20 protein-coding genes and 1 tRNA gene are annotated in these 25,702 nt (G+C 43.8%); 14 read left to right on the top strand and 7 right to left on the bottom strand.

Annotated elements, in window-relative coordinates; translation table 11 throughout:
- Positions 1-76 precede the first annotated feature (76 nt).
- The 6 genes from R8806_RS12110 (at position 77) to rpiB (ending at position 6,157) form a co-directional block, all read left to right on the top strand.
- Positions 77-1,528, top strand: coding sequence for a tetratricopeptide repeat protein (locus R8806_RS12110; RefSeq protein WP_124315723.1), 1,452 nt, complete (start codon positions 77-79; stop codon positions 1,526-1,528).
- A gap of 5 nt (positions 1,529-1,533) precedes the next feature.
- Positions 1,534-1,968: a nucleoside deaminase gene (locus tag R8806_RS12105; RefSeq protein WP_124315722.1), complete on the top strand. Its 435-nt coding sequence runs from the start codon at positions 1,534-1,536 to the stop codon at positions 1,966-1,968.
- Positions 1,969-2,057: 89 nt separating this feature from the next.
- Positions 2,058-3,083, top strand: coding sequence for a Holliday junction branch migration DNA helicase RuvB (ruvB, locus tag R8806_RS12100; RefSeq protein WP_124315721.1), 1,026 nt, complete (start codon positions 2,058-2,060; stop codon positions 3,081-3,083).
- A 208-nt stretch (positions 3,084-3,291) separates the two neighbouring features.
- Positions 3,292-4,836 (top strand): sensor histidine kinase, encoded by a 1,545-nt coding sequence (locus R8806_RS12095; protein WP_151412074.1) that lies wholly within the window; start codon positions 3,292-3,294, stop codon positions 4,834-4,836.
- 56 nt (positions 4,837-4,892) lie between these two features.
- Positions 4,893-5,582, top strand: a complete 690-nt coding sequence (gene rprY, locus R8806_RS12090) for a response regulator transcription factor RprY (protein WP_124316462.1) — start codon at positions 4,893-4,895, stop codon at positions 5,580-5,582.
- Positions 5,583-5,725: 143 nt separating this feature from the next.
- Entirely contained in the window at positions 5,726-6,157 is a 432-nt protein-coding gene (rpiB, locus tag R8806_RS12085) for a ribose 5-phosphate isomerase B (protein ID WP_124316463.1), read from the top strand.
- Between the two features lie 74 nt (positions 6,158-6,231).
- Here the strand turns inward: rpiB and R8806_RS12080 are convergent, their stop codons facing one another.
- Entirely contained in the window at positions 6,232-8,514 is a 2,283-nt protein-coding gene (locus R8806_RS12080; protein WP_124316464.1) for an NADP-dependent malic enzyme, read from the bottom strand.
- Positions 8,515-8,667: 153 nt separating this feature from the next.
- Here R8806_RS12080 and R8806_RS12075 point away from each other — a divergent pair, with 153 nt between their 5' ends.
- On the top strand, positions 8,668-10,014 hold the full coding sequence (locus R8806_RS12075; protein WP_124316465.1) for a TlpA family protein disulfide reductase: 1,347 nt from the start codon (positions 8,668-8,670) through the stop codon (positions 10,012-10,014).
- A 4-nt stretch (positions 10,015-10,018) separates the two neighbouring features.
- Here R8806_RS12075 and mutL read toward each other — a convergent pair whose 3' ends face one another.
- From mutL to R8806_RS12050, 5 genes are all read right to left on the bottom strand, one after another.
- The gene (mutL, locus tag R8806_RS12070; RefSeq protein ID WP_124316466.1) at positions 10,019-11,884 is read right to left on the bottom strand and encodes a DNA mismatch repair endonuclease MutL; all 1,866 of its coding nucleotides are present in this window, start codon (positions 11,882-11,884) and stop codon (positions 10,019-10,021) included.
- A gap of 10 nt (positions 11,885-11,894) precedes the next feature.
- Positions 11,895-12,203 (bottom strand): hypothetical protein, encoded by a 309-nt coding sequence (locus tag R8806_RS12065; protein ID WP_124316467.1) that lies wholly within the window; start codon positions 12,201-12,203, stop codon positions 11,895-11,897.
- Between the two features lie 28 nt (positions 12,204-12,231).
- Entirely contained in the window at positions 12,232-13,326 is a 1,095-nt protein-coding gene (locus R8806_RS12060) for a lysylphosphatidylglycerol synthase transmembrane domain-containing protein (RefSeq protein ID WP_124316468.1), read from the bottom strand.
- An 88-nt stretch (positions 13,327-13,414) separates the two neighbouring features.
- Positions 13,415-14,125: a hypothetical protein gene (locus R8806_RS12055; RefSeq protein ID WP_124316469.1), complete on the bottom strand. Its 711-nt coding sequence runs from the start codon at positions 14,123-14,125 to the stop codon at positions 13,415-13,417.
- Positions 14,126-14,553: 428 nt separating this feature from the next.
- Positions 14,554-14,627, bottom strand: a tRNA-Ala gene (locus R8806_RS12050).
- A 99-nt stretch (positions 14,628-14,726) separates the two neighbouring features.
- On the opposite strand from R8806_RS12050, the gene R8806_RS12045 reads away from it, so the two are divergent.
- The 7 genes from R8806_RS12045 (at position 14,727) to R8806_RS12015 (ending at position 24,617) form a co-directional block, all read left to right on the top strand.
- Complete coding sequence (locus R8806_RS12045; RefSeq protein ID WP_124316470.1) at positions 14,727-15,308, top strand: RNA polymerase sigma factor; 582 nt, start codon at positions 14,727-14,729, stop codon at positions 15,306-15,308.
- 109 nt (positions 15,309-15,417) lie between these two features.
- Positions 15,418-16,578, top strand: coding sequence for a FecR family protein (locus tag R8806_RS12040; RefSeq protein ID WP_124316471.1), 1,161 nt, complete (start codon positions 15,418-15,420; stop codon positions 16,576-16,578).
- A gap of 96 nt (positions 16,579-16,674) precedes the next feature.
- Positions 16,675-20,241 (top strand): SusC/RagA family TonB-linked outer membrane protein, encoded by a 3,567-nt coding sequence (locus tag R8806_RS12035; RefSeq protein ID WP_229783011.1) that lies wholly within the window; start codon positions 16,675-16,677, stop codon positions 20,239-20,241.
- Positions 20,242-20,253: 12 nt separating this feature from the next.
- A complete protein-coding gene (locus tag R8806_RS12030; RefSeq protein ID WP_124317906.1) occupies positions 20,254-21,840 on the top strand; it encodes a RagB/SusD family nutrient uptake outer membrane protein in 1,587 nt (528 codons plus the stop codon).
- The gene (locus R8806_RS12025) at positions 21,825-22,475 is read left to right on the top strand and encodes a hypothetical protein (protein WP_124317905.1); all 651 of its coding nucleotides are present in this window, start codon (positions 21,825-21,827) and stop codon (positions 22,473-22,475) included. The genes R8806_RS12030 and R8806_RS12025 overlap by 16 nt, the downstream gene beginning before the upstream one ends.
- Positions 22,476-22,484: 9 nt before the next feature.
- Entirely contained in the window at positions 22,485-23,258 is a 774-nt protein-coding gene (locus R8806_RS12020; protein WP_124317904.1) for a hypothetical protein, read from the top strand.
- An 87-nt stretch (positions 23,259-23,345) separates the two neighbouring features.
- Entirely contained in the window at positions 23,346-24,617 is a 1,272-nt protein-coding gene (locus R8806_RS12015) for a thioredoxin family protein (RefSeq protein ID WP_124317903.1), read from the top strand.
- A gap of 7 nt (positions 24,618-24,624) precedes the next feature.
- On the opposite strand, the gene R8806_RS12010 is transcribed toward R8806_RS12015, so the two are convergent.
- Positions 24,625-25,647, bottom strand: a complete 1,023-nt coding sequence (locus tag R8806_RS12010) for an endonuclease/exonuclease/phosphatase family protein (protein WP_229783010.1) — start codon at positions 25,645-25,647, stop codon at positions 24,625-24,627.
- Between the last annotated feature and the right edge of the window lie 55 nt (positions 25,648-25,702).

Here is a 25,702-nt window from a genome sequence, read left to right as displayed (position 1 = left end):
ATTTTTACCTTCAATAAAAATGTGCATGGTAGTGAATAGACTATTAGCTTGGTGAGAGAAGACAAAATTAGCAAGAATGAGACAAGTTGGAATCATAATGTGCTTGGGGATAACAATTTTGTTTTTGTTGTCTTCTTGTCGGAAAAATGAGAAAGCGAAAACAGCAGAATTGTGCAGGGAGTTGGAGAACTCTGTGATGTTGTCGCCTGCGTTTGATTCTTTGGTAAAGGTGTCCGCAGAGTTACCTAATTTTTTTCGTTCGAAAGTATTGTTGGCAGCGGGAAGCTGTTATTCCACTAGGGTGGAGCAGATGCAACAGGCTCGGATTTACTTACGGGAGGCCTACCGGATTGCTCCGCGGGACGTGAAGAATCTGGTGGCGCTGGAATTAACCCGGCTTTACGGTTCTTTGATTTTGCGGGATAGCTGTGCGGAAGAGGCCATTCGTTTTATCAGCCGGGTACCTTCCAAGGTGGTGTTTACCCGGGAGGAAGAGGCTAAATTCTATTACTTGGGAGCTTGTTTTTTTAAATCGATCGATATAGACCGGGCTTTTAGAGCCGTGGATCAGGCATTGTCGTTGTATCGGGGACTTTCGGATACGGAGGGGGAGATTGAGGCTTATCGCTTGAAAGCAACTTTATACGGGGTTTTGCAGGAATATGAAGAACAATATGCCTGTTACGAGGAGGCCTATCGCCTTTTACGACGCTCAAGATTCCGGGGTAAGGTAAAGCCTTTTTACGAGCAGATGGCGGCAAGCCTGAAAAAGTTGGGAAGGCATGAGGAGGCATTACTCTGGTATGAAGAGGTTTTAAAGGAGTTGCCGGATTCAAGCGGGTTTGGACGTTATGGGATACAGGTGGCCGAGGCTTATTCCGGGTTGGGGTATCACGAAAAGGCTCGGGAGATATTGCGGGTTGGACTGGCGAATGAGAAACGAGGTGGGATGCGTAACGTGTTGCTTGCTCGTGTAGCCGAATCTTTTATCCATGAGGGACTTCGGGACTCGGCTTTGATGGCGTTAAAAAGTGCGATAGACTCCTACGAGATATATGCTCGTGAAAATCAATTGAAGGTTCCCGGTGTGATGTTCATGAATTATTTAAGGTATGGGCGTTGTTTGTGGGAGATGGGGGAAAAGGATAAGGCTGTTGCGTATCTGGAAAGTATTAGTTATAAAAAAGCAGAATCCCCGGAGAGTCAATTGGCTCAGGCTCGGGTGTTGGAATTGCTGAGCGAATATCACGAGGATATGGAGAATCGGCAGGCGTTTTGTGACGTCTTGCATCGACGGGATTCGGTTTTGGAGTTGTACGATTCCTTTTATGATAACGGGCGTTATCGTCAAGTGTTGAAAAAATACAAGAATCAAAAATTCTTGCGGGAGATCGAAGAGATGAACCGGAAACAGGAGTCTGCCAACTGGTGGTTGGTGCTGGCATTGCTTGTGACCGTGGGATTGATCGTTTCGGCCTTGATATATACATGGGTTTCGTGGAGAAAAGAAAGAGAATATAAAAAATAGTATTTATGGATAAGCACGAAATGTTCATGCGGAAAGCGTTGGAAGAAGCCCGCTTGGCTGAAGAAGAAGGGGAAATCCCGGTTGGGGCAGTAGTCGTTTGTAAAGGTCGGGTAATCGCCCGGGCCCATAATCAAACCGAGCGTTTGAATGATGTGACGGCACACGCGGAGATGCTTGCCATCACGTCCGCGACTTCTTTATTGGGAGGAAAATATTTAAATGATTGTACCTTGTATGTCACGTTAGAACCGTGCGTCATGTGTGGTGGTGCGCTTGCCTGGGCTCAATTGGGAGAATTGGTGTACGGGGCTGCCGACCCGCATCGGGGGTATGCCCGGCTTTCCCCGTCCGTGTTACACCCGAAGACAAACGTGGTTACCGGAGTTTTAGAGGATGAATGTGGAGAATTGGTAAAAAATTTCTTTGCCAGAAAAAGATAATTAATTTATTCTCCATTTTCCATTTTCCGTTTTCAATTGTTTTGTTGTACATTTACGAATTGAATAGATTGTTATTAATAAAATAGTACATGGGTAATTTTGATATAAGGACCGGGAATGTGCCAGATAGTGAGAAAGAACTGGAGAAGGCTTTGCGTCCGTTGAGTTTTAGTGATTTCCGGGGGCAAAAGAAGATCGTGGATAATCTGGAAGTCTTCGTGGAGGCGGCGAAGATGCGGGGTGAATCTCTGGATCACGTTTTGTTGCACGGCCCTCCCGGATTGGGAAAGACAACTTTGTCGGCTATTATTGCTAACGAGTTGGGAGTCGGGATTAAGATTACTTCGGGTCCGGTGTTGGATAAACCGGGTGATTTAGCGGGGTTGTTAACTAATCTGGAGCCGAATGATGTGTTGTTTATTGACGAGATTCACCGGTTAAGCCCGATCGTAGAAGAGTATCTTTACTCGGCGATGGAGGATTTCAAGATTGATATTATGATAGATAAAGGGCCGGCTGCCCGATCCGTGCAGATCCAATTGAGTCCTTTCACGCTGATCGGGGCAACCACGCGTAGCGGCTTACTGACAGCCCCGTTGAGGGCGCGTTTCGGTATCAATAGCCATTTGGAGTATTATGATCTCGACGTGCTGACGGGGATCGTGGAGCGCTCGGCAGCTATTTTAAGAACAAAGATTACGAGTCAGGCTTCGAAAGAGATCGCGTCCAGAAGTCGCGGGACTCCTCGTATCGCTAATGCCTTGTTGCGTCGGGTACGGGATTTTGCCATGGTGAAGGGAAACGGGGTGGTTGATCTTGAGATCACGACCTTCGCGCTGGAGGCTTTGAATATTGATAAGTTCGGACTGGATGATATGGATAATAAAATTCTGTTGACGATTATTGATAAGTTCAAAGGGGGGCCTGTCGGTTTGACCACGATTGCAACCGCGGTCAGCGAGGACCCGGGAACCTTGGAAGAGGTTTACGAGCCGTTCTTGATTAAGGAAGGTTTTCTGAAAAGAACTCCCCGGGGACGTGAAGTGACGGATTTGGCCTACAAGCATCTGCGGAAGAATCGACGAACGGATGACTGGCAAGCCACGTTATTCTAGCTAATTCCGGAGGGTTGGGAAAGCGGGAAGTGTTGGATAAAATAATAAATTCAAAAGTTTTATTAACGTTAAAAGTGGGTGAAAGCGGAGTTTTGACTTGTTTAATTTGCGGATTGGATAAAATTTTGAAGAGGATCAACGAGTTATATTTTTGTTAAATAGTATTAAGCCTGTCAATTGTTAAAATGGATTTGTTAAATTTGCGTGTATGAGAAAGCAACAGATAATCATATTAGGAATTGTGTTTGGTATATCCTTGCTGGGATTGATTATTCTCCAGACCAGTTATTTCCAAACGGCTTACGAGGTGAAGAAGGAGCAATTCTTCTACTCGGCTAACCGGGCCATGGATGATATGGTCGATTATATCCGCAAGCAGGAAGAGGCGGGAAGGCTTTCTGAGAACAGGAATCTGTCTGAGGCCAGAAGTCGGGGAGTGGAGATTGATGCCCCGATTTATATTGACCCGAAACGTCCGATTGCCGTGAAAAATGACCCGTCAGCAGTTGCCAATTCTATGCTTAATTTGATTGATGATGATTCGGAGGTGAAGGATGTCAGTGAATTCGTGGGAAGTAAGTTCAAGGAAGATAATTTGGCCACTTCTATCTCCAAGTTGCAGCAAGCCATGAAGGAACGAACCGGAGAAAATTACAGGTTTGTACCGGAAGGGAAAGAGGATAAACACGTGATCGAGGGGCGGGTGGATTTGAATAATCTATACGGTTTTATCGGTAACACGCTGACAGATGCGGGAATTCGTTCCCGTTTCGAATTCGGTATCAAGGAAAATGGTAAATTTATTCTGACCTCCAAGAATTTTTTAAGTCATGTCTCGGATGATGTGACGCTTAGCCGGAAGATATTCCCGGGTGAAAGCTCATCGGCTATCCTGTATCTGAAGTTCCCGGATGCATCGTCCGATACGGCAGGTTCCGTGTGGATGGTTCTGCCCGGGGTGCTGATCACGATTGCTATCGTGTTTTGTGCCGTGTTCTGTTTGATCGTTATCGTCCGGCAAAAAAAGTTGTCGGTGATCAAGAATGACTTTATTAATAATATGACGCACGAGTTCAAAACCCCGATTGCGACAATTTCTTTGGCATCGCAGATGTTGAAAGACGGGGCGGTGACGAATACCCCGGAAACCATTGACCGGGTGGCTACGATTATCCGGGATGAGAGTAAGCGTTTAACTTTCCAAGTGGAGCGGGTGTTGCAAACGGCTTTGTTCACGGAGACTCGGATGAAATTAAAGCTAAAGAATATAAATATTAATCAGTTGATTGAAGATTTATTACCTAAATTTAGCTTACGTGTGGAGGATAAAGGAGGTAAGTTCTCTGCTTATCTTGAGGCGGATCAAGATGAAGTGCTTGCGGATGAGGTGCATGTGACAAACGTGATTTCCAATCTCGTGGATAACGCGATAAAATATTGTGTAAAACCACCAGAAATTACCATTTATACTCGTAATAAAGATAAAGAAATTATAATAAGTGTCATTGATAATGGCATAGGAATTGCTAAGAAAGATCAGAAGTTGATCTTCGAAAGATTCTATCGTGTGTCCACGGGGAATTTGCATGACGTGAAGGGATTCGGCTTGGGACTATCATATGTGAAGAAAATCGTTGAGGCTCATGGTGGAAGGATTGACGTGGAAAGCTCCCTTGAAAAAGGTAGCTGTTTTGACATCATTTTACCTTTAACCGTAAAAAAGCAAAAAATAAAGAGAACCTTATTTTTCTAAATTCGTATATTTTTACAGAGAATTAAAAAATGAGAATTATTTAAAACAACATAGCTATGGATGAGAAAATTAAAATTTTATTGGCAGAGGATGATACCAACTTGGGTATGCTTCTTAAAGAATATTTGAGAGCTAAAGGTTTTGACACCGTTTTGTGTGAGGATGGAGAGATTGCATACGAAAGGTTTTTGAACGAACCGTTTGATATTTGCATTTTCGACGTGATGATGCCTAAAAAAGATGGTTTTACGCTTGCAAAAGAAGTTAGACAGATCAATAGCGAAATTCCGATTATTTTCTTGACGGCTAAGTCGATGAAAGAAGATGTGTTGGAAGGATTCAAGTTAGGAGCCGATGATTATATGAGCAAACCTTTCAGTATGGAAGAGTTGTTGCTGCGTATCGAGGCTGTCTTGAGAAGATCAACCGGGTTGAAACCGGAAGACGAACAAGAGATCTTCAAGATTGGTAAGTTAACATTCAATTCTAAGAAGCAGACCTTGTTTGACGGGGAAGAAGAACAAAAATTGACCACGAAAGAGTCTGAGTTACTTCGTCTGTTGTGCTTGAATGTAAACAAGGTATTGGAGAGAAACTACGCTTTGAAGAATATCTGGGCTGATGACAATTACTTTAATGCCAGAAGTATGGATGTTTATATCACGAAGTTACGTAAACATTTGAAGAAAGATCCGTCAGTGGAGATTATCAATGTTCACGGAAAAGGGTATAAATTGATTCTTTGATGATAAAAAGGGGATTCGGAAGAGTCCCTTTTTTGTTAGAAGTTGACAGGTTTCAAGTTGCAAGTTAAAAAGTTTCTATGTAAACTTGCAAACGATAACGAGTCAACTTTTGTTTTATAGTTAAGGACAATAATTTTAAAGAGATGAAAATAGCGATAGCATGTGACCACGCCGGTTACGAATACAAGGAACGGTTGGTAAAATACCTTCGGGAAAAAGGTCATGAAGTAAAGGATTTCGGTGCTTATTCAGCCGAGAGTATGGATTATCCGGATTCGGCTCATCCGATGGCTGCGGCCGTGGAGACTGGCGAGTATGAAAGAGGAATTGCCATTTGCGGAAGTGGTAACGGCATTTCTATGACTGCCAATAAGCATCAGGGTATTCGCTGTGCTTTGTGTTGGAACATGGAGCTTGCTGCTTTGGCTCGTCAGCATAATAATGCGAATGTGGTTGGATTACCTGCTCGTTTCATCGCTTACGAAGAAGCTCAAAATGTTGTAGACGTTTTCTTATCAACGGATTTTGAAGGAGGTCGCCACCAGAGAAGGGTGGAGAAGATTCCGGTGAAATAATTTACAATTTTAGATTTACGATTTATGATTACGAAAGCTAGAATCATAAATCGTAAATCTAAAATCGTAAATCGTCAGATTCGGCACATATCCACCGGCATTTCTTTCTGTGCGTCCGTCACGGCCAAGGTGGTCATGTAAACAATGTCTCTCACGCTACATCCCATTTGTAAAATATGTACGGGTTTATTCAAACCGAGTAGAACGGGACCGATGATTTCGTTGTTTCCTAGTTCTTGTAACACGCCCAAGGCTATACTTCCGGAACTAAGGTTCGGGAAGATAATCGTGTTCACGTCCTTGTCTGCCAGTGGGGAGAACGGGAAACGTGCTTGTCGCAATTCGGTATTGAACGCAATGGATGCGGACATTTCGCCGTCAACTAGGATTTCGGGGTATTTACGATGGAGTGTGTCAACGGCCTCTTGTATCTGTGCCGGACTACCCAAGCGGTATTCCCCGAAATTGGAGTATGAGGTAAGGGCGACAACCGGTTCCACGTTGAATTGTTTTACAGCCTCGTAGGTCAGGACGGTCACGCATTCCAGCGTGTCGGCTGACGGATGACTGTTGACTGTCGTGTCGGCTAGGAAATAAGTACCTTTTTTATTGGTCACGATGTGCATACCCACGGCATATTTACAACAAGCTCTTAGGCCGATGATGTCTTTGGCAGCCCGGAGTACATCGTGGTAATTAGAGTGAATCCCGGAAATGAAACCGTCTGCCTCTCCGGATTCAACCATCATTAAACCGATGAAATTCGGGTTCTTCATCAATTCTTTGGCTTGTTCCAGAATAACCCCTTTTCTTTGTCTTTTCCCGTAATAAGACTGGGTGTATTGATCTATTTTGTCGATCTCTTTTGCCGGGTCGAAAATGGTTAGTTCGGGTAACTCTAATTTATATTGTTTTTGGAGAGCCTCGATCTCGGTTTTGTTGCCGATGAGTATGGGATGAGCGATCTTTTCGGAAAGAATCTCCTGTACGGCCATCAGAGTTTTGATGTCAGCTCCTTCCGCAAACACGATTCGTTTGGGGTTGGTTTTGGCTTTACGGGTCATTCGGCGCATGAGTCGTTCGTCTTGGCCCATGCGTTTTTCCAGTTGATCCCGGTAGGCATCCCAGTCCTCGATTCCCGTGCGGGCAACTCCCGATTCGATGGCGGCTTTTGCCACGGCGGGGGCGATACGACTGATTAAACGGGTGTCCAAGGGTTTGGGAATGATGTAATTCCTGCCGAAAGCGATAGATGGGTCATTGTATGCCATTTTCACGTTTTCGGGAACGGGTTCTTTCGTCAATTCAGCCAGCGCGTAAGTGGCGGCAAGCTTCATCTCCTCGTTTATGCTCCGGGCTTGCACATCCAAGGCTCCCCGGAAGATATACGGGAATCCGAGTACATTGTTGATCTGGTTTGGGTAGTCCGAACGTCCCGTGGCGAAAATGATGTCCGGTCGGCTGTGAATGGCTTTTTCATAGCTGATTTCCGGGTTCGGGTTGGCGAGGGCAAATACGATCGGGTCTTTTGCCATGCTTTGAATCATCTCTTCGCTCAATATATCAGCGACAGAGAGACCTAAAAACATATCGGCCCCAACGAGAGCTTCGGTTAGTGTACGGGCAGAGGTCTTAACGGCAAATTCTTCTTTCTCCGCGTTGAGGCCGGCTCTTCCCGTGTAGATAACTCCTTTGCTGTCGCACATGATCATGTTCTCTTTCTTCACTCCCAATGCTTTATAAAGGCGGGCGCAGGAAATGGCTGCGGCTCCGGCTCCGTTGACTACGACACGAATAGTATCAATTTTTTTCCCGTTGAGTTCGAGGGCATTTAGTAACCCGGCAGCCGAAATAATGGCTGTCCCGTGTTGGTCATCGTGCATCACGGGAATATCCAGTTCTTCTTTGAGCCGGTGTTCGATTTCGAAACATTCGGGTGCTTTAATATCTTCCAGATTTATTCCCCCGAAAGTCGGGGAGATCATTTTAACCGTTTCGATGAATTTATCCACGTCTTTCGTGTCGAGTTCGATGTCAAACACGTCGATGTCCGCGAATATTTTAAACAATAATCCTTTCCCTTCCATGACGGGTTTGCCGGACAAGGCACCAATATCTCCTAGTCCGAGTACGGCTGTCCCGTTTGAAATCACGGCTACCAAGTTGCTCTTGGCTGTATATTTGTAGGCATCAATTTGATTCTTCTGGATTTCCAAGCAGGGTTCCGCTACCCCTGGGGAATAGGCCAGTGAAAGATCATATTGTGTACTATGTGGTTTTGTCGGAACGACTTCAATCTTTCCGGGACGTCCCATTGCATGGTAATGCAGGGCCTGTTTTTTATCCATGTTGTTCATATTTTTAATCATTTTAAGCGTGTGTAAAGCTATTTGGACTTGATTTAAATAACAAGGTGTGATACGTTAATAAAAAGTTAAAGTCAGGACATTAACTCGGGTTAAAAGAATTTATAATTAATTTAGCAAATTGTAACATTGGTGCGTTAGATCATGGGAAAATTTGGAGGCATAATATTGATCTTGATATTATTGATGTGGTGTTGTAATACCCGGAAAACGGTTGTGGAGTTTAATCTTATCGGGTCTTCGGGGATACAGCCGGAGCTGGTGGTTAACGGGGAGGAACGGGAAATTGAAGTGGATGACTCCGGCTATGCCAAATTGATGCTGACGGAGGGCGAACATGGATATGCAACGTTAAAATATGGAAAGGATCGTCTTCCTTTGTTTATTGAAGACGGAACGACATTACGAATATATATTTACGGGGATCATGCTAAAGGGAATATCCGTTTTGAAGGAGACGGCTCTCCTAAGAATAGTTATTTGAATAGTCAGGTCATGAAGAATCTGTCTTTTGATTATGAACTGAATGCCCCGGAGTTTTTAGACCAGTTGAAGGATTTGATTCAAGAGCAGTTTCATTATCTGGATACCATGGGTTTCGATGCCGCTTTTGCCGAGATGGAACGGAACCGGATCAAGTTTTCCACTTATAAAGCGTTGGAAAATTATCCCTTGTATCATGCTTGGAGTACAGGAAACATGGATTATCAGCCGGATACCGCTTATCTTTCCTGTATCAAAAAATTGATCAAAGAAGATGAGAAGTTGTTGGTTCTGAAGGAGTACCAAGAAGGAATGGCCTCCTTGGTTTCGTTGATCAGTACGTACCACATGAAGGAGCTGGATGCCTACAAGCAAGTGATGGCGCAGTTTGATTATGTGATTCACCATTTGACTAACGAGACGCTGGTGGAGTTCCTGATCGATCATTACGCTTATGCTTATTTGCTTGGTGTGGGAATTGACGAGCATATTGATGATGTCTTGCGGGTGTATGATTTTTACGTGAAGGACCCGGCATTGCGGAAACGGTTTCAAGAGATTTATGATCGTTGTGCGAAAATTGTCCCCGGTAGTCCTGCTTTTGATTTTATGTTTACGGATATTGCCGGGCAAGCTGTTGAATTGGAAGATTTCAGGGGAAAATACCTGTTCATCAACGTGTGGACTACTTGGGGCGTTCCTTGTCGCTATGAAAATCTGGCTTGGGAGAAACTGGAGAAAGAGTTTGAAGATGAAAATATCGTGTTCGTGGCTGTTTCTTGTGATAATGACCGTGCTGTCTGGGAAAAGCGGGTGCGGGAGAATCCCAAGGGAGAAGTACAATTATATATGGGGAGTGATCGTTCTTTCATGGATTTTTACATGATTCGCGGGATCCCTCGTTTTATTTTGATCGCTCCGGATGGACGTATTATCAATTCGGATATGTCACGACCTTCTGATCCCGAAACAGCGAAAACGTTGCGGGCTTATCTGAAAGAAAAATAGTTTTTTATTTAAACCACTGGGTTACGTCCTCATTTTTCAGAATGTGGATGATTGTCTTGCCGTCAGCCGTGTAATTGGGATGCTGACAAGCGAATAAGTTGTCGAACAGATCGCTCATTTCCTGTTTGTCCAGTGGGGTATTGTAATCCAGCGATGCCGCCTTTGCGAGTGATAGGGCTATGCGCTCCCTCATTTTATCCCGAATTGAACCTTCCGTGTTCTTGTAATGTTCAATTAGGCTGATAAGCACTTCTTTTCCGCGAGAAGTCGACAAGTCGGACGGGGTGGCGTAGATGGCGTAGCAATTCTTTCCGAATTCTCCGAGTTCAAAACCTAATATGGCCAGATCGTCCATGATTTCTTTTACGAGTAGAAAATCTTCAGCCGAGAGTTCTAGAGTTTCGGGGAACAGGCTTTTTTGTCCGCAGATTTGTTGGTGTGACAAGGTTTCCAGATAACGTTCGTATAGCACCCGTTCGTGCGCCCGTTTCTGATCAATGAACATCAACCCGGAATGAACGGGCGTGACAATGAATCTGCCTTTCATTTGCACGAAAGAGATGATTCCTTCGTGGTCCTCCTGTTTCTCTGCCATTTCGGGGATTTCAGTTTGTACTTCTTCGGTTTTATCTTCCAATCCGGCGAAGAGTGCATCCCAGTTTGCGGGAACTTGTTCCTTGTGCCGGGGTTCGAAGTTCTGGCGTGAACTATTACCGCCTGACTGTTCGAAGTTTGAATCTTCTTTCGAGATCGAGGTGGAATAGTTGAACGGGTTGTAATGGGGGTTATAACTGACCTTGGGAACCTTCGGGAGAATCGGTGAGTCGGGAACCGTGAAGTCAACCTTGCCTTCCGTATCAAAGTCGATTGTCGGGGTTACATTGAATTTGCCTAAGGCCTCTTTTACGCTGGCCAGTATAATTTGGAATATAGCACTCTCGTCTTGAAATTTGATCTCCGTCTTTGTCGGGTGGATGTTCACATCTATGATGGAAGGGTCCACCGTGAAATAAAGGAAATACGAGGGGATCATGTCCCCGCTAATCAAGCCGGCATAGGCTTCCGTGATTGCTTTATGGAAAAAGTTATGTTTCATGAACCGGTTGTTCACGAAAAAATACTGTTCCCCGTAAGTTTTCCGGGCGTGCTGGGGGATGCATACGAAACCATTGATGGTAACGATTCCCGTTTCGCAATTAACCGGGAGTAGTTTTGTATTAATCGTTTTCCCGAAGGCATTAACGATACGCTGTCGCAAGCCGGATGCTGGCAGGTTGTATATTTCGTTCCCGTTGTTGACGAGCGTGAATGCGATATCCGGGGCGGTGAGGGCCACTCGTAAGAATTCCGTGGTAATGTTACGGAGTTCCGTGGTGTCCGATTTCAGAAATTTTCGTCGGGCGGGAATCGTGTAGAACAGGTTTTTAACCAGCATATTTGTTCCCCGGGAACAATTGATATTTTCCTGATTTTTTAATTCAGAATCGGCCACGAAGAGGTAGGTACCCAGTTCATCCTCTTCCCGTTTGGTGCGTAATTCCACCTCTGCTACGGATGCAATTGATGCAAGGGCCTCTCCGCGGAATCCCATCGTGCGGATATTGAACAAGTCCTGTGCGCAGGATATTTTGGATGTAGCATGACGTTCAAAAGCCATGCGGGAATCTCTCGGGGACATTCCTTTCCCGTCGTCAATGACTTGGATAAATCCTTTGCCCGCGTTCTTTAGGATAACTTGTACTTTTGTTGCCCCGGCATCAAGGGCATTTTCCATTAATTCCTTCACCACGGAGGCCGGACGTTGTACGACCTCTCCTGCCGCAATTTGGTTCGCTACCGAGTCGGGTAATAATTGAATTACGTCTGCCATACCGGAATCCTTAGAATAATTTCATGATGAGGTCGATCTTGTACGTTGCCAAATAGAAGATCCCGATCAGTATAATGATAAGAATCATGAAGATACGGGTTGAGTAACCAAGACCTCCTCCGAGACGCTCATTTTTACGTTTGGCGTATTCTTTTTGAAGACTGGCCTTGACATCGGGAATATATTCATCCCCATCTTCCGCTAATCCCAGTTCTGCACGAATACGTTTTTCCCGTTCTTTTCTGGCCTCTGCTTCCGGGTCCCAGTAGCGGGGTTTTAAGTTGAAACGACGGTGTTCCGGTTGTTTAAATAGTCCCATGATTTTTATTCCTTAGCACGTTAAATCTTTAATTGTTCGTTTTCGTTTTCTTCGATGTCTTGCCAAAACTACGGGCAATCCATTTCGGTACGATAAATGCCCCGATGAACAGGTAAGGGTAGTAGCTGATGAGCCTCCATAAAATGGCCATCGCTATGGCAACCCCGGCGCTCGGAAGGAATTCCCCGAGGTATTTGGAGAAGACGAATTCCGCAAAACCGCTACCACCTGGTGTCGGGCTTACCAGCATCATGATCCACATGACGAGTTGTCGTGCAAAGATAAGAAAATGTTGCGCCCAATCATAACGTCCGAACCAAAAAGCCACGAGGATGGCGTTCACTACCCAGTAACGTGCTGTCCACGAGAAGAAAGTCGCTCCGAATGTTTTTAGCCAGAAGGAGAACGGCATACTTCTTAATTCGTGGGAATTCCGGATAATATCGGTTCCGGCTTCGTTGGCATCATGACGCCATTTGCGGAGAATACGCCACCGGAATAATTTCATGATCAGCCATTTCAAGCCCCGAGGATTCTTGAATAACCCGTAGCTTAACACGAGAAGGTAGGCAAGTTTCACGCTATATCCGATAACGGCCACGAGAATTAACCCGTCGGCTACTGCTTTCGTGGTATCCGGCATTTCCCACAGTGCCTGATGGTTGACGAATAGCAGTATGAGTGGAAACATGATGATGAAGTACAATTCGTCAAGAAAGGAGGTTGCCATGACCATGGCGGAACTTTTCCCGACCCCGATACCTTCTTTATGCACGAAAAGGATTGCCAAGCTGGTTCCCCCGATGGCGGAAGGGGTTACTGCCGAGGTGAATTCCCAGAGAAATATGATTCGGATGGATTGTATCCAGTTTAGTTTCCCGCCGGATAGTATTTTGATCCGAATGATATACCCGAAATCCCGGATGGCCATGCACAGGACGGCAACGAATAACCAGAACACGGTGTTCCATGTAAAGGTGATCATGTCAAATGCTTTGGGATCGAATTCTTTATATAACATGTAAGAGACCACGGCCAACCCGATAATGATGGGATATATGATTTTATACGGGCTGATTTTTTTTGTCAGTTTCTGGTTCTCTTCTTGGCGCTCCTGTTCCATAAACTTCGGTTTTTATTTGTGGCTAATTTACGAAAAAAAGGACAACGAGTTTAATACGTTGTCCTTTTTTTCAGGAAAGAGTGGTTAATTAGGCTACGATGATTTTTTCACTACGGGAGAGATTTTCGTGGTATCGTTTACTTACAGCCCGGTGAATGAGGTACATGTAAGGTAGTCCCAAGTTGGTTTCGAGAAGAGAGTTAACCACGATGGTCATGAAACTCGGGTTACGGATTCCTGTGATCAGTAGTACGAATTCCCATGCGAATTGTACTAGAATCCCGATGGCAAGAATCCACGGGATGTTAATCTTTCGGGTTTCATCTGTCGTTCTGATATTGTGAATACAAAGAATGGCATATCCCACGAAGAGGATGAGGGCCATGATGCCATGGTAGGCTCCCGTACCCCTTGAAATGGTGATCGGGGCGAAATTACCCCCGAAACTTTGGCTTAGTAACGAGGTGGTAAACCAAGAGGCGATAATCAAGATGGACCATTCCAATGCTCGTTTGTCCCGGTCGAGCCAGAGCCATATCCATACGAAATTCGTGAAACCGTAACTCATGCTTAACCACAGGAGAAAACAGAACGGATCGGCTCCTTCCACACTTCTTGTCCCTAAATACAGGTAAAAATAACCATAGTCAACAATGAAATACAGGATTCCGGCCAGTAATCCGACAAGGATTGCCAAATATCTTTTCGTGTAAACTAAGGTTGCACCTAAGAAAAGTAGGAACGCGACATCAAGGTACATGTAAAGTGCGTTCATCGTACGCGCTGCAATAACTTCCATTATGTTGTATTTTTAGGTTTAGTGATGATTTATGCAACATAATTTATGCCAAATTGGAATATTTTTGCTGAAATGCTAAAATTGTTCCTACCCGTTTCTGGGGGTTGTAATCTTCCGGGTGAAGTCTTGCCCTCGGTATGGCCTACTCTTGCGTCTTGTCGTTACCTCTTCGTTATCCTTTCGATGAAGTCGACTTCTATAGGAACGAAGGGAGACGGAGAGTGATAACAACATAAAGAGACAGATGTAAGTGTTGGTCTTGGGATGGAAGGGTAGAGAAATAGTTTTGAAATAAAAAATTTGAGTATTTGTACACCACTTTTCCTTGTTTTTTTAAGCCGTTCCAAAACCTAAAAAAAGCCCCGAAAAAACCGAAAACACTCTTTAAAATTTAAAGCATTGAATTTCAATGCTTTAAATGGTGTTCGTGGAGAATATCGGAATTGAACCGACGACCTTTTGAATGCCATTCAAACGCTCTAGCCAACTGAGCTAATTCCCCGTTTGCGATTGCAAATATAGATAAATATTTGAAAATAGGAAATGGTTGAGGTGTGATTTTGTCGATTATTCTTATATTTGCCGTGTAAATCGGCGTAAAATGACCAATGTTGATAATGAGTTGACAGTCTTCTTGCAAATGCAGCAGGGAGATCGGCGGGCGTTTGAATATTTCTTCAACACGTACGTGGATATGTTGCACGCTTATGCTTTGGGATATTGCCGGGATTCGGATGTAGCCGAAGACTTGGTGCAGGAGGCGTTCGTGCGGTTTTGGACGATGCGTGAAAAGATCACTTATTCGGAATCTATTTATGGCTATTTGCAGCGGACCGTGAGAAATACTTGTATCAATCAGAAAGTGCGGGAGCGGGTTGAGGAACGCTATCGGCAGGAAATGCTGAATGGGGAGACGGAGGAGTTCGATTGGGAAAATGACGATGCGTTGGAAGAGCTGAGAAAACTATTATTGGATGCAATAGATCGTTTGCCGGAAAAATGTCGGGAAATATTCGTGTTGAGTTGCGTGGAAGGGTTGAAGTACCAAGAGGTGGCCGATAAATTGGGGGTTACGATTAACACGGTGAAGACGCAAGTGCGTTTTGGTTATAAAAAAGTAAGATCGGATCTGAATCTTCCGGGGACCACCTTGTTCATGCTGTTGAGTATGTTGCTGAAATAGAGTTGCTTCCTTTCAACTTGAAAAATAAAGTAATTTCTTTTGAAAAAAATGTCTGTTTCTTTCACTCGTTTTGTTTCCGATCTTGTTAATAAGGTGTAAAGCAAGAAAAATGGAAACAGAGAATAAAGATCATATAGAGGAAATCCTGCGGCGTTTCTTGACAAAAGGAGAAACGATGAATTGGGATGAGTTGCGGGCGGAGCTGGGGAAGGACGAGTATGCTCACGTGAAGAAGGAGTTGCTAAGGATGAGGGCGATGCGGATGAAAACGAACCGGGAGAAAATTTGGAATGGGGTGCAGGAAAATTTACAACGGGATGCAAGGAGACGGCGCTTGTTGCGGGTTACCCGGTATGCGGCTATTTTAATACTACCATTATCATTATTCCTGTTATTTTGGTTAAATCAAGAGAAAGAATTGGCTCCCGTGAACGTTGCGACTGTCGGGACAATGGATTCCACGGGTATACGCAAGGCTTATCTGGTTTTGGAAGGAGGGGCGAAAATAGAGTTGTCTGCCCCGCATTTGGATACAATCCGGCAGGAGGACGGGTTGCCTCTGGCCGTGGATACGTTGGGAAAATTGGTGTATAATACGGTAGAGGAAGAGGTAGAACAATTATTCTATCATAAAATTGTGGTTCCTCGGGGCGGGGAGTACACGGTGGAGCTGAACGACGGGACCCGGGTGCGGTTGAATGCGGATTCGGAATTGAGGTTCCCGGTGAAATTCGCTTCGAATGAACGGAAAGTGTTTTTAAAGGGAGAGGCCTATTTCGAAGTGGAGCATGACACGTTAAGGCCTTTCCGGGTGGATGTGCATGATGATGCGATAATCGAGGTGCTGGGAACAGAATTTAATATAAATGCTTACCCGGAGAATGATGAAATCTTCACAACGTTGGTACGGGGAAAGGTGCGGGTAGACGATTTGCAGACGGATTCGACAGTCGTGTTGTTGCCGAATCAACAAGCGGTTCTTGTTGGTACGAGGATCGACGTGAAAGAGGTAAACCCCGAAGATTATATTACTTGGATTAACGGTCGATTCTATTTCGAGAAGATGACCTTGGAAGAAATTCTGATCCAGCTGGAACGGTGGTATGACTTGCAGGTATTTTGGACGGACGAGGAATTGAAGTCTTACGAGTTCACGGGTGCCGTGTGGCGGGATAACACGATTCGCCAGACGTTGGATATGATTGAAAAAACTACGGATGTTCGCTTTACGGTCTCCGGCCGGACGGTAACGGTGAATGCCCTGTTATAAAAAAACGGTATCTGTTCGCGCAGATACCGTCTTGATAATTCGACTAGCCTGAAGTTGGATTCAGGGTTGGTCATGTTAAACTATTAATACAAAATTATGGAAAAAAATCGAACGATGCAACAAAATGCGTGTCGGACTCTACGTTCGTCCATTTTGGTAAGTGCAAGAGTGTTACTGATTTTATTGTTCTGTGGCTTATCCGTGGCTTGGAATCCATTGTTTGCACAGGATAAAAGTGTGACGCTTCACGTGAAAGAGCTACCTTTGGGTGAGGTCGTGAAGGAGCTGAAAAAACAGACGGGAAAGGATTTCCTTTTCAGTAACCGGGAGGTGAACGTGGATCGTAATGTCACGGTGAGCGTTTCGAACATGGCGTTAAAGGAAGTTTTGCCTTTGGTCTTTGGTAAAGATTACCGTTTCGAGATCGGGGAAAATGTGGTGATCGTGCGACCATTTGTTGCCGTGAGAACTGATGGGCAGAAAGGCGGTTTCATTGTGAGAGGTGTGGTGATGGATGTAAAGAAACAGCCGTTACCGGGAGTGACGGTGAAAGTGGCAAATACCACCGTGGGTACGGCGACGAATAATGCTGGGCAATTCGTGTTGCGTTTGCCGATCACGAAAGGAAGTCTGGAAATTTCGTTTGTCGGGTTTAAATCTCAGACCGTGAACTTCACGGAAAATACGAGGGACACGATACGGGTTATCTTAAAAGAGGATGTGACCGGGTTGGACGAGGTGCAGGTGATTGCTTACGGGCAACAGAAAAAACGGACGGTGATTAGTGCGGTATCTTCCGTGAAGGCGGATGATATAAAGGAATTACCGACCCATAGTTTGGAAAGTTTGCTGCAAGGACATATGGCGGGCGTGGAAGTAAATAATATTTCGGGAGCTCCCGGAGGAGGTGGTTCTATCGTGGCGATTCGCGGTTATAACTCTTTTTTTGTTGACGGTGGAGGTGAAGGGGAAGATCGTGCTTACGGGACACCTTTGTATGTGATTGACGGTGTGCCCATGCAGGCGTTTACTTCCCCTATCACGGGAACGAATACATTATCCGATTTAGATCCTTCTATGATTGAATCTATCGAGGTATTGAAAGATGCAGCTTCTGCCGCTATTTACGGATCTCGTGCCGGTAATGGCGTGATCTTGATTACCACGAAAAAAGGGCGTGCGGGATTGACTAAATTTACAGCGAATGTTTCTTATTCTGCTTCATGGTTACCGAAAACACCGGAGCAGAGTGGAGGGCAATTGGAACGTTGGTACAATATTCGGGGGTTAAGAAATACGGTAACTCCGTATCAGGATGTGGATGGACATTGGAAAATACCTACTTCTTTCGAAGAAGTGTATCGTTTTAGAGCTACTACCACGAATCAGCCGATGTACGACTGGTTTTTAGGTACATCGTCAAGTGCGAATAGTGCTTATCATTTACAGGATAGTTTGAATGTATTTTTTAATAACTCAACAGATTGGTGGAAATATGCCTATCGCACGGCAAGCGTGTATAACGCCAATATCCAGGCTAGCGGGGGAACAGAAGCTGTTCGCTATATGATAGGTGCCGGTTATTACAAGGAGGAAGGTATTATGCGGAATAGTGATTATCAACGGGCTAACGTGATGACGAATATATCGGTTCATCCCACGAAACGTCTTCAGATAGATAATCAGATTTCTCTTTCTTACACGGATCGTAGTCGGGGAGGAAATAGTGGGGGTGCGAAGATTGAGGGAATGACGGTGAATCCTACGGTAGTTTCCTCGTTATACCCGGGAGATTCTTATATTAAAACCGAATTGTTGGAGAAAATGAATAGCATCACCCAGAAAAATCATGGTTACGGGACCCGCTATAATTTGGTATTGGATTACGAGATAATTCCTGATTTGCATTTACGTGTTTCGGGCGGAATCGATTATAATCAGCAGAATATGAATCAATTCTCGCCTAGTACTTTGGATAAATATTACCATTGGTCAACGTCGGAAGGTAATATTGGACGTAGCCTCTCCATTTTGAACGAGAATTTATTGAGTTACTCTTTTAGCCTGAAACAAAAACATAATTTTGATGTGTTGTTGGGACTTTCTTTCCAAAAAGACCAGAACTATTCCAATGCCGGAAGCGGAAGAAATGGTCCGAATGATTACGTGCAATATGTACAGGGAAAATGGGGAGATGGTGCCGGATTAGTTAATGTTGCTGATCCCAAGAGTGATGAAACGGTTTACGAATCTGCTTTTTCTTATGCTTCGGATTTCGAGGAAGAACGGATGAATAGTTATTTCGGGCGTTTAACCTATAATTTCAAGGAGAAATATATGTTTGAAACGACCATACGTAGAGATGGGTCTTCTGTTTTCGGAGAAAAAGTACGTTGGGCAACCTTTCCTTCGATTGCTGCCGGTTGGGCTTTTTCGGAAGAACCCTTCTTGAAACATTTGTATTGGTTGAGTTTTGGTAAAGTACGTGTAAGTTGGGGTAAATCTGGTCAGAAATTCGGTCAACGTTATCTGGCGCACGGTTTGATGACTTCTAGCGGGAGTTTCTTGGGTACGAGTGGAATTGTTCCGGATACGGATGGAGGGGTTATTAACCGGAAACTGACTTGGGAGGAAACGAGTCAATATGACGTGGGATTGGATTTCAGTTTATTTGACTATCGTTTGAAAGTAACGACTGATTATTATTATCGTTACACGAAAGGACAGTTGAATAAGGTTGATCTTCCCGGTGATATATATTTTCATAAATTCCAATGGCAAAATGCATTAGCTGTTTCGAATCAGGGTATCGAGGTCGAGTTGACTGCGGATATTTTGCGGGAAACAGCCGTGAAGTGGAGAATGAAATATAATGTTTCCCGGAACTGGAATCGTTTCGAGAAAAGTAGTGACGGATATGATTATGAACAAAATGTTTTGGGGGAACCTTTATACCGGATAAGGGTATTCAAAACAAATGGGTTTTATAATTCAATGGATGAAGTTCCCATGTACTACACGGAAGCAAATGGTTTACCGAAACCTTTGAATACAGGTAATACAGGTATCTTTTTTCCGGGAACACGTCGAATATTGGATCTGAATGGTGACGGTGTAATTTCGGAAGCTGACAAATATTATGCAGCAAGCCCTTTACCCGTCGCTCACGGTGGATGGATCAATGAGATAAGTTGGAAACAGTTTGATCTGAATGTTGTTTTTACTTATTCGTTAGGACGTCATATCATAAATAATTACAAGTACTCGTTTGCTCAACCCGGTAATGGACCTGCTCCGATCATGGGTGATACCCGGGATTTTGATGCATGGACTCAAGCGGATAATAAAGAACATGATTTTTCCAAGTTACAGATGTACACGGAGTTGAAGAATCAATTTTCGGGAGTTTATGACACTGCTATTGAGAAGGTTCATATGCTTCGTTTGAAACAACTCACGCTGGGATATAATTTAGATCGCCAAATTGCCGGTAAAATAGGGCTTTCTGGGACTCGTCTATTCATGACTATGGAGAACTTGTTTCTGTTAACAAACTACTCCGGTTTAGATCCGGAGATTGTGAGTATCTTCAGTGGATTGGATGCATTGTCTTCTTATCCGCTTCCCCGGAAATTTACTGTTGGATTGACTATTAATTTTTAAGATGTGACGGGTATGAAAAAGATATTATTTATTTTAATGCTTTTACCGTTTTTCTCCTGCAATGATTGGTTGGACGTGGAGTCTGAAAAATCGGTGACTTACTTGAATTATTTCAAGAGTGAACAGGATTTGGAAAAGGTGTTAATCTCTATGTTTAATAACGAAAAAGGAATATTTGCTCCTTATCATGTAAATGCTTTTGGCTGGGCCGGACTGCCATGTGATAATGCCGGCGACTATGAAGGGTATAGAAAGTTAGATCCTGCTGAATTTTTCAATAAAATGGGTATGGAAGGCTGGAGTGGTCATTATAGTGCCATGTATCTGGCAGATATGTTGGAAGAGAATCAATTCCGTTTTGAGAATATCTCTGATGAGAGGGCGAAATATTGGCTGGCCCAAGCGAATTTTGTTAAAGCATTAATGTATTTTGATTTGGTACAGAATTGGGGAGAGGTTCCTCTTGCCCCCGGAACGGAGTCCACGGAAGCTGAAGGAAAAAGTACGGTCGATGTTATTCTGAAGGAGGCTATACGTTGTGCTGAGGTTGCTTTGATTCTTCCGACGCATGATAAATTAATGGATGCGAATGGTAACGTGATTACCTCGAAACAATATGCCAGTTTAGGCACGGTACACACGTTGCTAGCTAATATTTACGCTTGGATGGGAGGATTGTATGGCGATACGGAATATTGGAAAAAAGCAGAAGAGCATGCGTCTTTGGTGATAGACGGGAAGGTCGGTTTTTATGATTTGGAAAAGACGATTTCTCTTCTGATCGCTAATACTTTGGGCGCAAATAGAACGAGTGACGAAACAATTTTTGCGATAGAAATAAATGAAACGGATGAAAATAGGTTTTGGAGGAAACAATTTGAGGAGCGTTACCCGGGATTGGTTCTGGTCGATTACCCGTATAGTGAAATGAATCCTCAGGAAATAGAATCGAATTATCGGAAACCTTGGATTTCGGTGAGATCTGTGCTGAATTTGTATCCGGATAGGAAGGACGAAAGACGGGACGAATATTGGTATCGATTGGGAGAAGTCAGCTATTGGGAGGATTCAGACTGGGATGATGATGGAAATGTGATTGATTCCGTAGAAATTATATCAGATTATGCTTTTTTAAATAAATGGCGTGATCCTATTCGTACCGTGAATCCGTCATTTATAGATAAAGACGGAGAGGCTCAACTATTGGCGATGGAGGGGAACCGGGTGGTATGGCGTTTGGCGGATCTGATTTTACTTCGGGCAGAATGTCGTGTACGTTTGGGGGAGGCTTCGGCTGTTAACGATTTGAATCGGATACGGAAGCGTGCCGGTTTGGATGATTATGATGGAAGAACTGATTCTGAATCTCTGCGGAGAGAAATTTTTCTAGAACGGGAGCGGGAATTATTTGGGGAAGGACAACGTTATTATGATGTCGTGAGAAACGGGTATTTCCGGGAAGAATTATCCTTGGTGTATGCAGCATTAACTGACAACGATATACGGGACGGAGCTCTTTATCTTCCCGTGTCTCGTAATTCATTTACAAAAAATCCATTAATGAAACAAAATATTTACTGGTCATGGCGGCAACAATAAAACATATAACTAAGGGGGCAATCGTGGTAATGGTGCTATGCCTTTGCTCTTGCACAAAATACAATTATATCAATGGGGGAACGGCAAACGGAATTCATGATTGTACGATGTGGGAATATTTTCACACGAATAGTTACGATTGGGATTCCACGGTTGTCATGATAGAACATGCAGGACTGAAATCTCTTTTCGATGGAACTGGTGAATATAAGCAAATCACTTTTTTCGGTTTGACAAGTAATAGTATCTTACGCTATATGTTAGAAAATAATTACGAGAGAGTGACAGATATCCCGGTTGGAAAATGTCAGGATATTATACAGAAATTGGTGGCTCCGAAACGCATCATGTTGAATGATGTTCCCCGGGGGAACCGGATACAATCGGGAGGGGGAATCGAGAGTGCGTTTGTGGAATATGATGGTTTGGTATTTGATTGTATTAGAGGTTCTCTTTTCTTGTGGACACAAAGGATGGCTTATAATGATATCGAGGATACCGGAGAGATCGCACTTTATATCGCTAGTCGAAATCAGGACGGGACTAGGAATGAGCGTGTTGCTTCCACGGATATACAAACTACGAATGGAGTTGTTCATTCGCTTAATTATGATTTCAGATTCCGTAACTTTTAAAAATAGGCGATGATGAGAAAGATATTATTATTCATGACGCTAGGATGTTCAATCCTGTTGGGTGCTTGTAGTGATGTGGAGGTGGGATACTTGGTTTCGGAACATGCGGCATATACTCAAGATTCTCTGCATTTGTATAATATAGAGAATCGACTGGAGGAGTTGATCAATATATTGAATGAATTCCACGGGAAAACAGGACCTCTTTTGGAAGAGAAAGCCGAATTAAGTGAACTCAGGCAAGAGAAACAATGGGATTTGTGGGATTTTGATGATTATGAGATTGCACCGGTACAAGAGCAATTAGCATCGTGTACGGATGCTGAAACATGTAAAAAATTGCAGGCTTTATTAGATGAGTTGAATGCACAACGGGAGGTGATGCGTAAAGAGATAAAAAACTTGGACGATCAGATATGGAATTTACAGCAACAGGTGAATCAGATTGCCGAGGAGCTGGGTTTTGGTTCTGAGAAGGAATTGACTAATCAAGTGGATAAGTTGAAGAATACTATCGAGTATGAGATTCCTTGGGTGACCTCTCCGATCGAGGGAGTGTTGGGGACTGAGCCTTTGGTGTATTCTATCGAGAACGTGAAGAATGAGAATGCTGCTAATGCGGAACTTTTCCGTAAGGGTTTGTCTATTATGGGAGGGGGACGTATGTACGTGGAGCAAAATCTGGAAGCTCCTGCCGGGCGGTATGTCGTTTCAATTCGCCTTGAGAATAAAGGACAACGTGCTATTCTGGAAGATGCGTTCACTTTTATCGTGGACGAATAGACCTATTTATAATTTGATATCCGCAGGCGGGATGGCCGCTTGCGGATACTTTGAGTGAATGTCTTCAAACGATTTAATTTGTTATTTATGAAAAAGGTGTTTTATTTATTGGTGTTCCTCGTGGGAACGCTAGGGAATCTCTCGGCTCAAATGGTATTGTTTGAAGGGACGTTCGAGGAAGCCGAAGAGAAAGCGAAAGAAGAGAAGAAAGACTTGTTCGTGGATTTTTATGCCGATTGGTGCGGACCGTGTAAAGCGATGGCTTCGGAAGTGTTTACCCGCCCGGAAGTGGGGGAGTATTTTAATGCGCATTTTATCTGTTTACAGGTGAATGTAGAGGCAAAGGAGAATGCGAATCTGGCAAAAACGTATCGTGTTATCGCTCTGCCGACGATGGTATTTATCCGCAGTGGCAAAGAATTACGTCGGATTGAGGGAGTCAAAGCTCCGGAGGCGTTTATCAAGGAGGCTAAAATCGCTTTGGGGGAAGAATTGAGTTTTGACCAATTGTATGATAAATTCAAGAAGGACAAAAAGAATTTTGAACTTCAACAGCAATTGTTATTGGATGCTCCCGTGTTTATGTCTTCCTTACAGGGATATGATCGGGAAAAGTGGGCATCCCGGATAGAAAGTCTTTTTCCGGACTATTTGAAAAATAAGAAGTTGGAGAATATGGTCAATGAACAGGATTTTACGATTCTCTCGATGTATCATTCTCAGGTTTCCAAGCAGGACCCGATCTTTGATTTTGTTGTTGCTCATTTTAATGAATATGCGCAAATCGTTGGGAAAGAACAAGTCAGTGGTTATTTGATTGGGTTGAATAATAGTTATATCATCCAATTGTGCAAGAAAGGAGATTTGGCTTATAAAGATCGTTTGGGACGGGTGAACAGGGATTTGAAAGAGGTGTATTCCGGGATTACTTTCGGGTCCTTGTCCGTGTTGGATGCGATAACGTTATTATCGGATGCAACCTACTATTTATATAAACAGGATGAGAGGAAATTCTTCGAGAATATGGATAAGTATTTAGCGGGAATGGGAGATAAAGCAGAGTTAGAGGATTATACCCAATCGCTAGAGGATCTTTCCGTGGCGTACAACGGGAATCTGTCGAAAACGGCTTACACAAAGAGTATCGTGTGGATCACGAAGGCTTTGGAAAAAGAAATGTCCCCGCAATTGCGTACTCGTCTGTTAATGATGATGGGACAATGTTTTCAGAGTATAGACAACAAAGAGAAGGCAAAACAGGCTTATAACCAAGCTTTCTTGGTGAGTGCGGAAATCTCGGATAAGATGCAGATGAAACAAATTCAAGAAACAATACAACAGTGTTTGTTAGGATTGTAGAAAAAATCTAAAATCGAATATCACTTTGCACCGGATAATGATCGGAATACTTAACGGTATCACGGGTATAAGATACGGTGCCGAGCGTTGGTGTGTGCAGGATGTGGTCAATACGGAACGAGGGGAATTCTCCGATATACGTGTTCCCGAGGCCACGTCCTTTTTCTATGAAACAGTCTTTCATCCCTTCGGACAATGTGTGGTAGGCGAAGGAGATCGGGGTATCGTTAAAGTCCCCGCAAATGATAACCGGGTAGGGGGATTGTAGCATATGATCTTTTATTATTTGCGCCTGTTTTGCCCGGTTTCGGTTGGCGGTAACCAGACGAGAAGATATAGTCTTGACACCTTGCGTGGCATTTTGCGTGTTGCCACTGGTGAGTTCCTTGTATATCTGCTGTTCATTTTTACCTAACCGGTAGGATTCAAGATGTACAGAGTATACCCGGATCGTGTCTTTACCGATGGCAATGTCTCCATAAACGCAGGCGGCCGAATGTCCTTTATCGAATTTAATCACACCTTTATTAATAATCGGATAGCGGGAGACAAGTGCAACATCCCGATTGCGGTGATAATACGGGTAGGCAGGGAATTTTTTGAAGGAGGCTTCCCGTTGAGGAAATTCCTGCATACAAACAATGTCGTTATTACTATTATTTATGTAATTTTCGATCTTTGCAGGTGCATCCTTTTCGCCTATTCCCAACATCTGGATATTGTAAGTCATGATGGAAAGATCATGAGGTGCATCGGGCACGGTTTGCGGGTTCAATCCATAGTAAGTGGTAATTAACGGGTACCCGGCTGCGATGATCAGTATGGATAGAATGGCTATCTTTTTCCAGCGTGCAATCCAGTAAAGCAATAGGATAATGTTTACAATCAATAAATAATGATAGGTGTAACCCAGCAGGGATGAAAAATAAAACACGTTAGGGTTAACATAGGGAGCGGTGTAGCTCCCAAGTAATCCGATCATGGCGATGATCGTGACGATCCTCATGATAATGTCAAATAATCGGCCCAAGGAATTTTAGATTTTAAATTTTAGATTCCAGCCGCACAGGGCTGACGCTTTTTGA

Source organism: Butyricimonas faecihominis (assembly GCF_033096445.1).
GTDB classification, from domain to species: Bacteria; Bacteroidota; Bacteroidia; order Bacteroidales; family Marinifilaceae; genus Butyricimonas; species Butyricimonas faecihominis.
Note: the sequence above shows the minus strand (reverse complement) of the source record. Positions and strands in the feature narration are given on the sequence as shown.

Coding starts and splice junctions, on each gene's coding strand:
- R8806_RS12020 (WP_124317904.1), top strand. CDS start 22,485: ATGATGAGAAAGATATTATTATTCATGACGCTAGGATGTTCAATCCTG.
- R8806_RS12030 (WP_124317906.1), top strand. CDS start 20,254: ATGAAAAAGATATTATTTATTTTAATGCTTTTACCGTTTTTCTCCTGC.
- R8806_RS12075 (WP_124316465.1), top strand. CDS start 8,668: ATGGGAAAATTTGGAGGCATAATATTGATCTTGATATTATTGATGTGG.
- R8806_RS12110 (WP_124315723.1), top strand. CDS start 77: ATGAGACAAGTTGGAATCATAATGTGCTTGGGGATAACAATTTTGTTT.
- R8806_RS12060 (WP_124316468.1), bottom strand. CDS start 13,326: ATGGAACAGGAGCGCCAAGAAGAGAACCAGAAACTGACAAAAAAAATC.
- R8806_RS12025 (WP_124317905.1), top strand. CDS start 21,825: ATGGCGGCAACAATAAAACATATAACTAAGGGGGCAATCGTGGTAATG.
- R8806_RS12095 (WP_151412074.1), top strand. CDS start 3,292: ATGAGAAAGCAACAGATAATCATATTAGGAATTGTGTTTGGTATATCC.
- R8806_RS12080 (WP_124316464.1), bottom strand. CDS start 8,514: ATGAACAACATGGATAAAAAACAGGCCCTGCATTACCATGCAATGGGA.
- mutL (WP_124316466.1), bottom strand. CDS start 11,884: ATGGCAGACGTAATTCAATTATTACCCGACTCGGTAGCGAACCAAATT.
- R8806_RS12105 (WP_124315722.1), top strand. CDS start 1,534: ATGGATAAGCACGAAATGTTCATGCGGAAAGCGTTGGAAGAAGCCCGC.
- R8806_RS12065 (WP_124316467.1), bottom strand. CDS start 12,203: ATGGGACTATTTAAACAACCGGAACACCGTCGTTTCAACTTAAAACCC.
- ruvB (WP_124315721.1), top strand. CDS start 2,058: ATGGGTAATTTTGATATAAGGACCGGGAATGTGCCAGATAGTGAGAAA.
- R8806_RS12035 (WP_229783011.1), top strand. CDS start 16,675: ATGGAAAAAAATCGAACGATGCAACAAAATGCGTGTCGGACTCTACGT.
- rpiB (WP_124316463.1), top strand. CDS start 5,726: ATGAAAATAGCGATAGCATGTGACCACGCCGGTTACGAATACAAGGAA.
- R8806_RS12040 (WP_124316471.1), top strand. CDS start 15,418: ATGGAAACAGAGAATAAAGATCATATAGAGGAAATCCTGCGGCGTTTC.
- R8806_RS12045 (WP_124316470.1), top strand. CDS start 14,727: ATGACCAATGTTGATAATGAGTTGACAGTCTTCTTGCAAATGCAGCAG.
- R8806_RS12055 (WP_124316469.1), bottom strand. CDS start 14,125: ATGGAAGTTATTGCAGCGCGTACGATGAACGCACTTTACATGTACCTT.
- R8806_RS12015 (WP_124317903.1), top strand. CDS start 23,346: ATGAAAAAGGTGTTTTATTTATTGGTGTTCCTCGTGGGAACGCTAGGG.
- rprY (WP_124316462.1), top strand. CDS start 4,893: ATGGATGAGAAAATTAAAATTTTATTGGCAGAGGATGATACCAACTTG.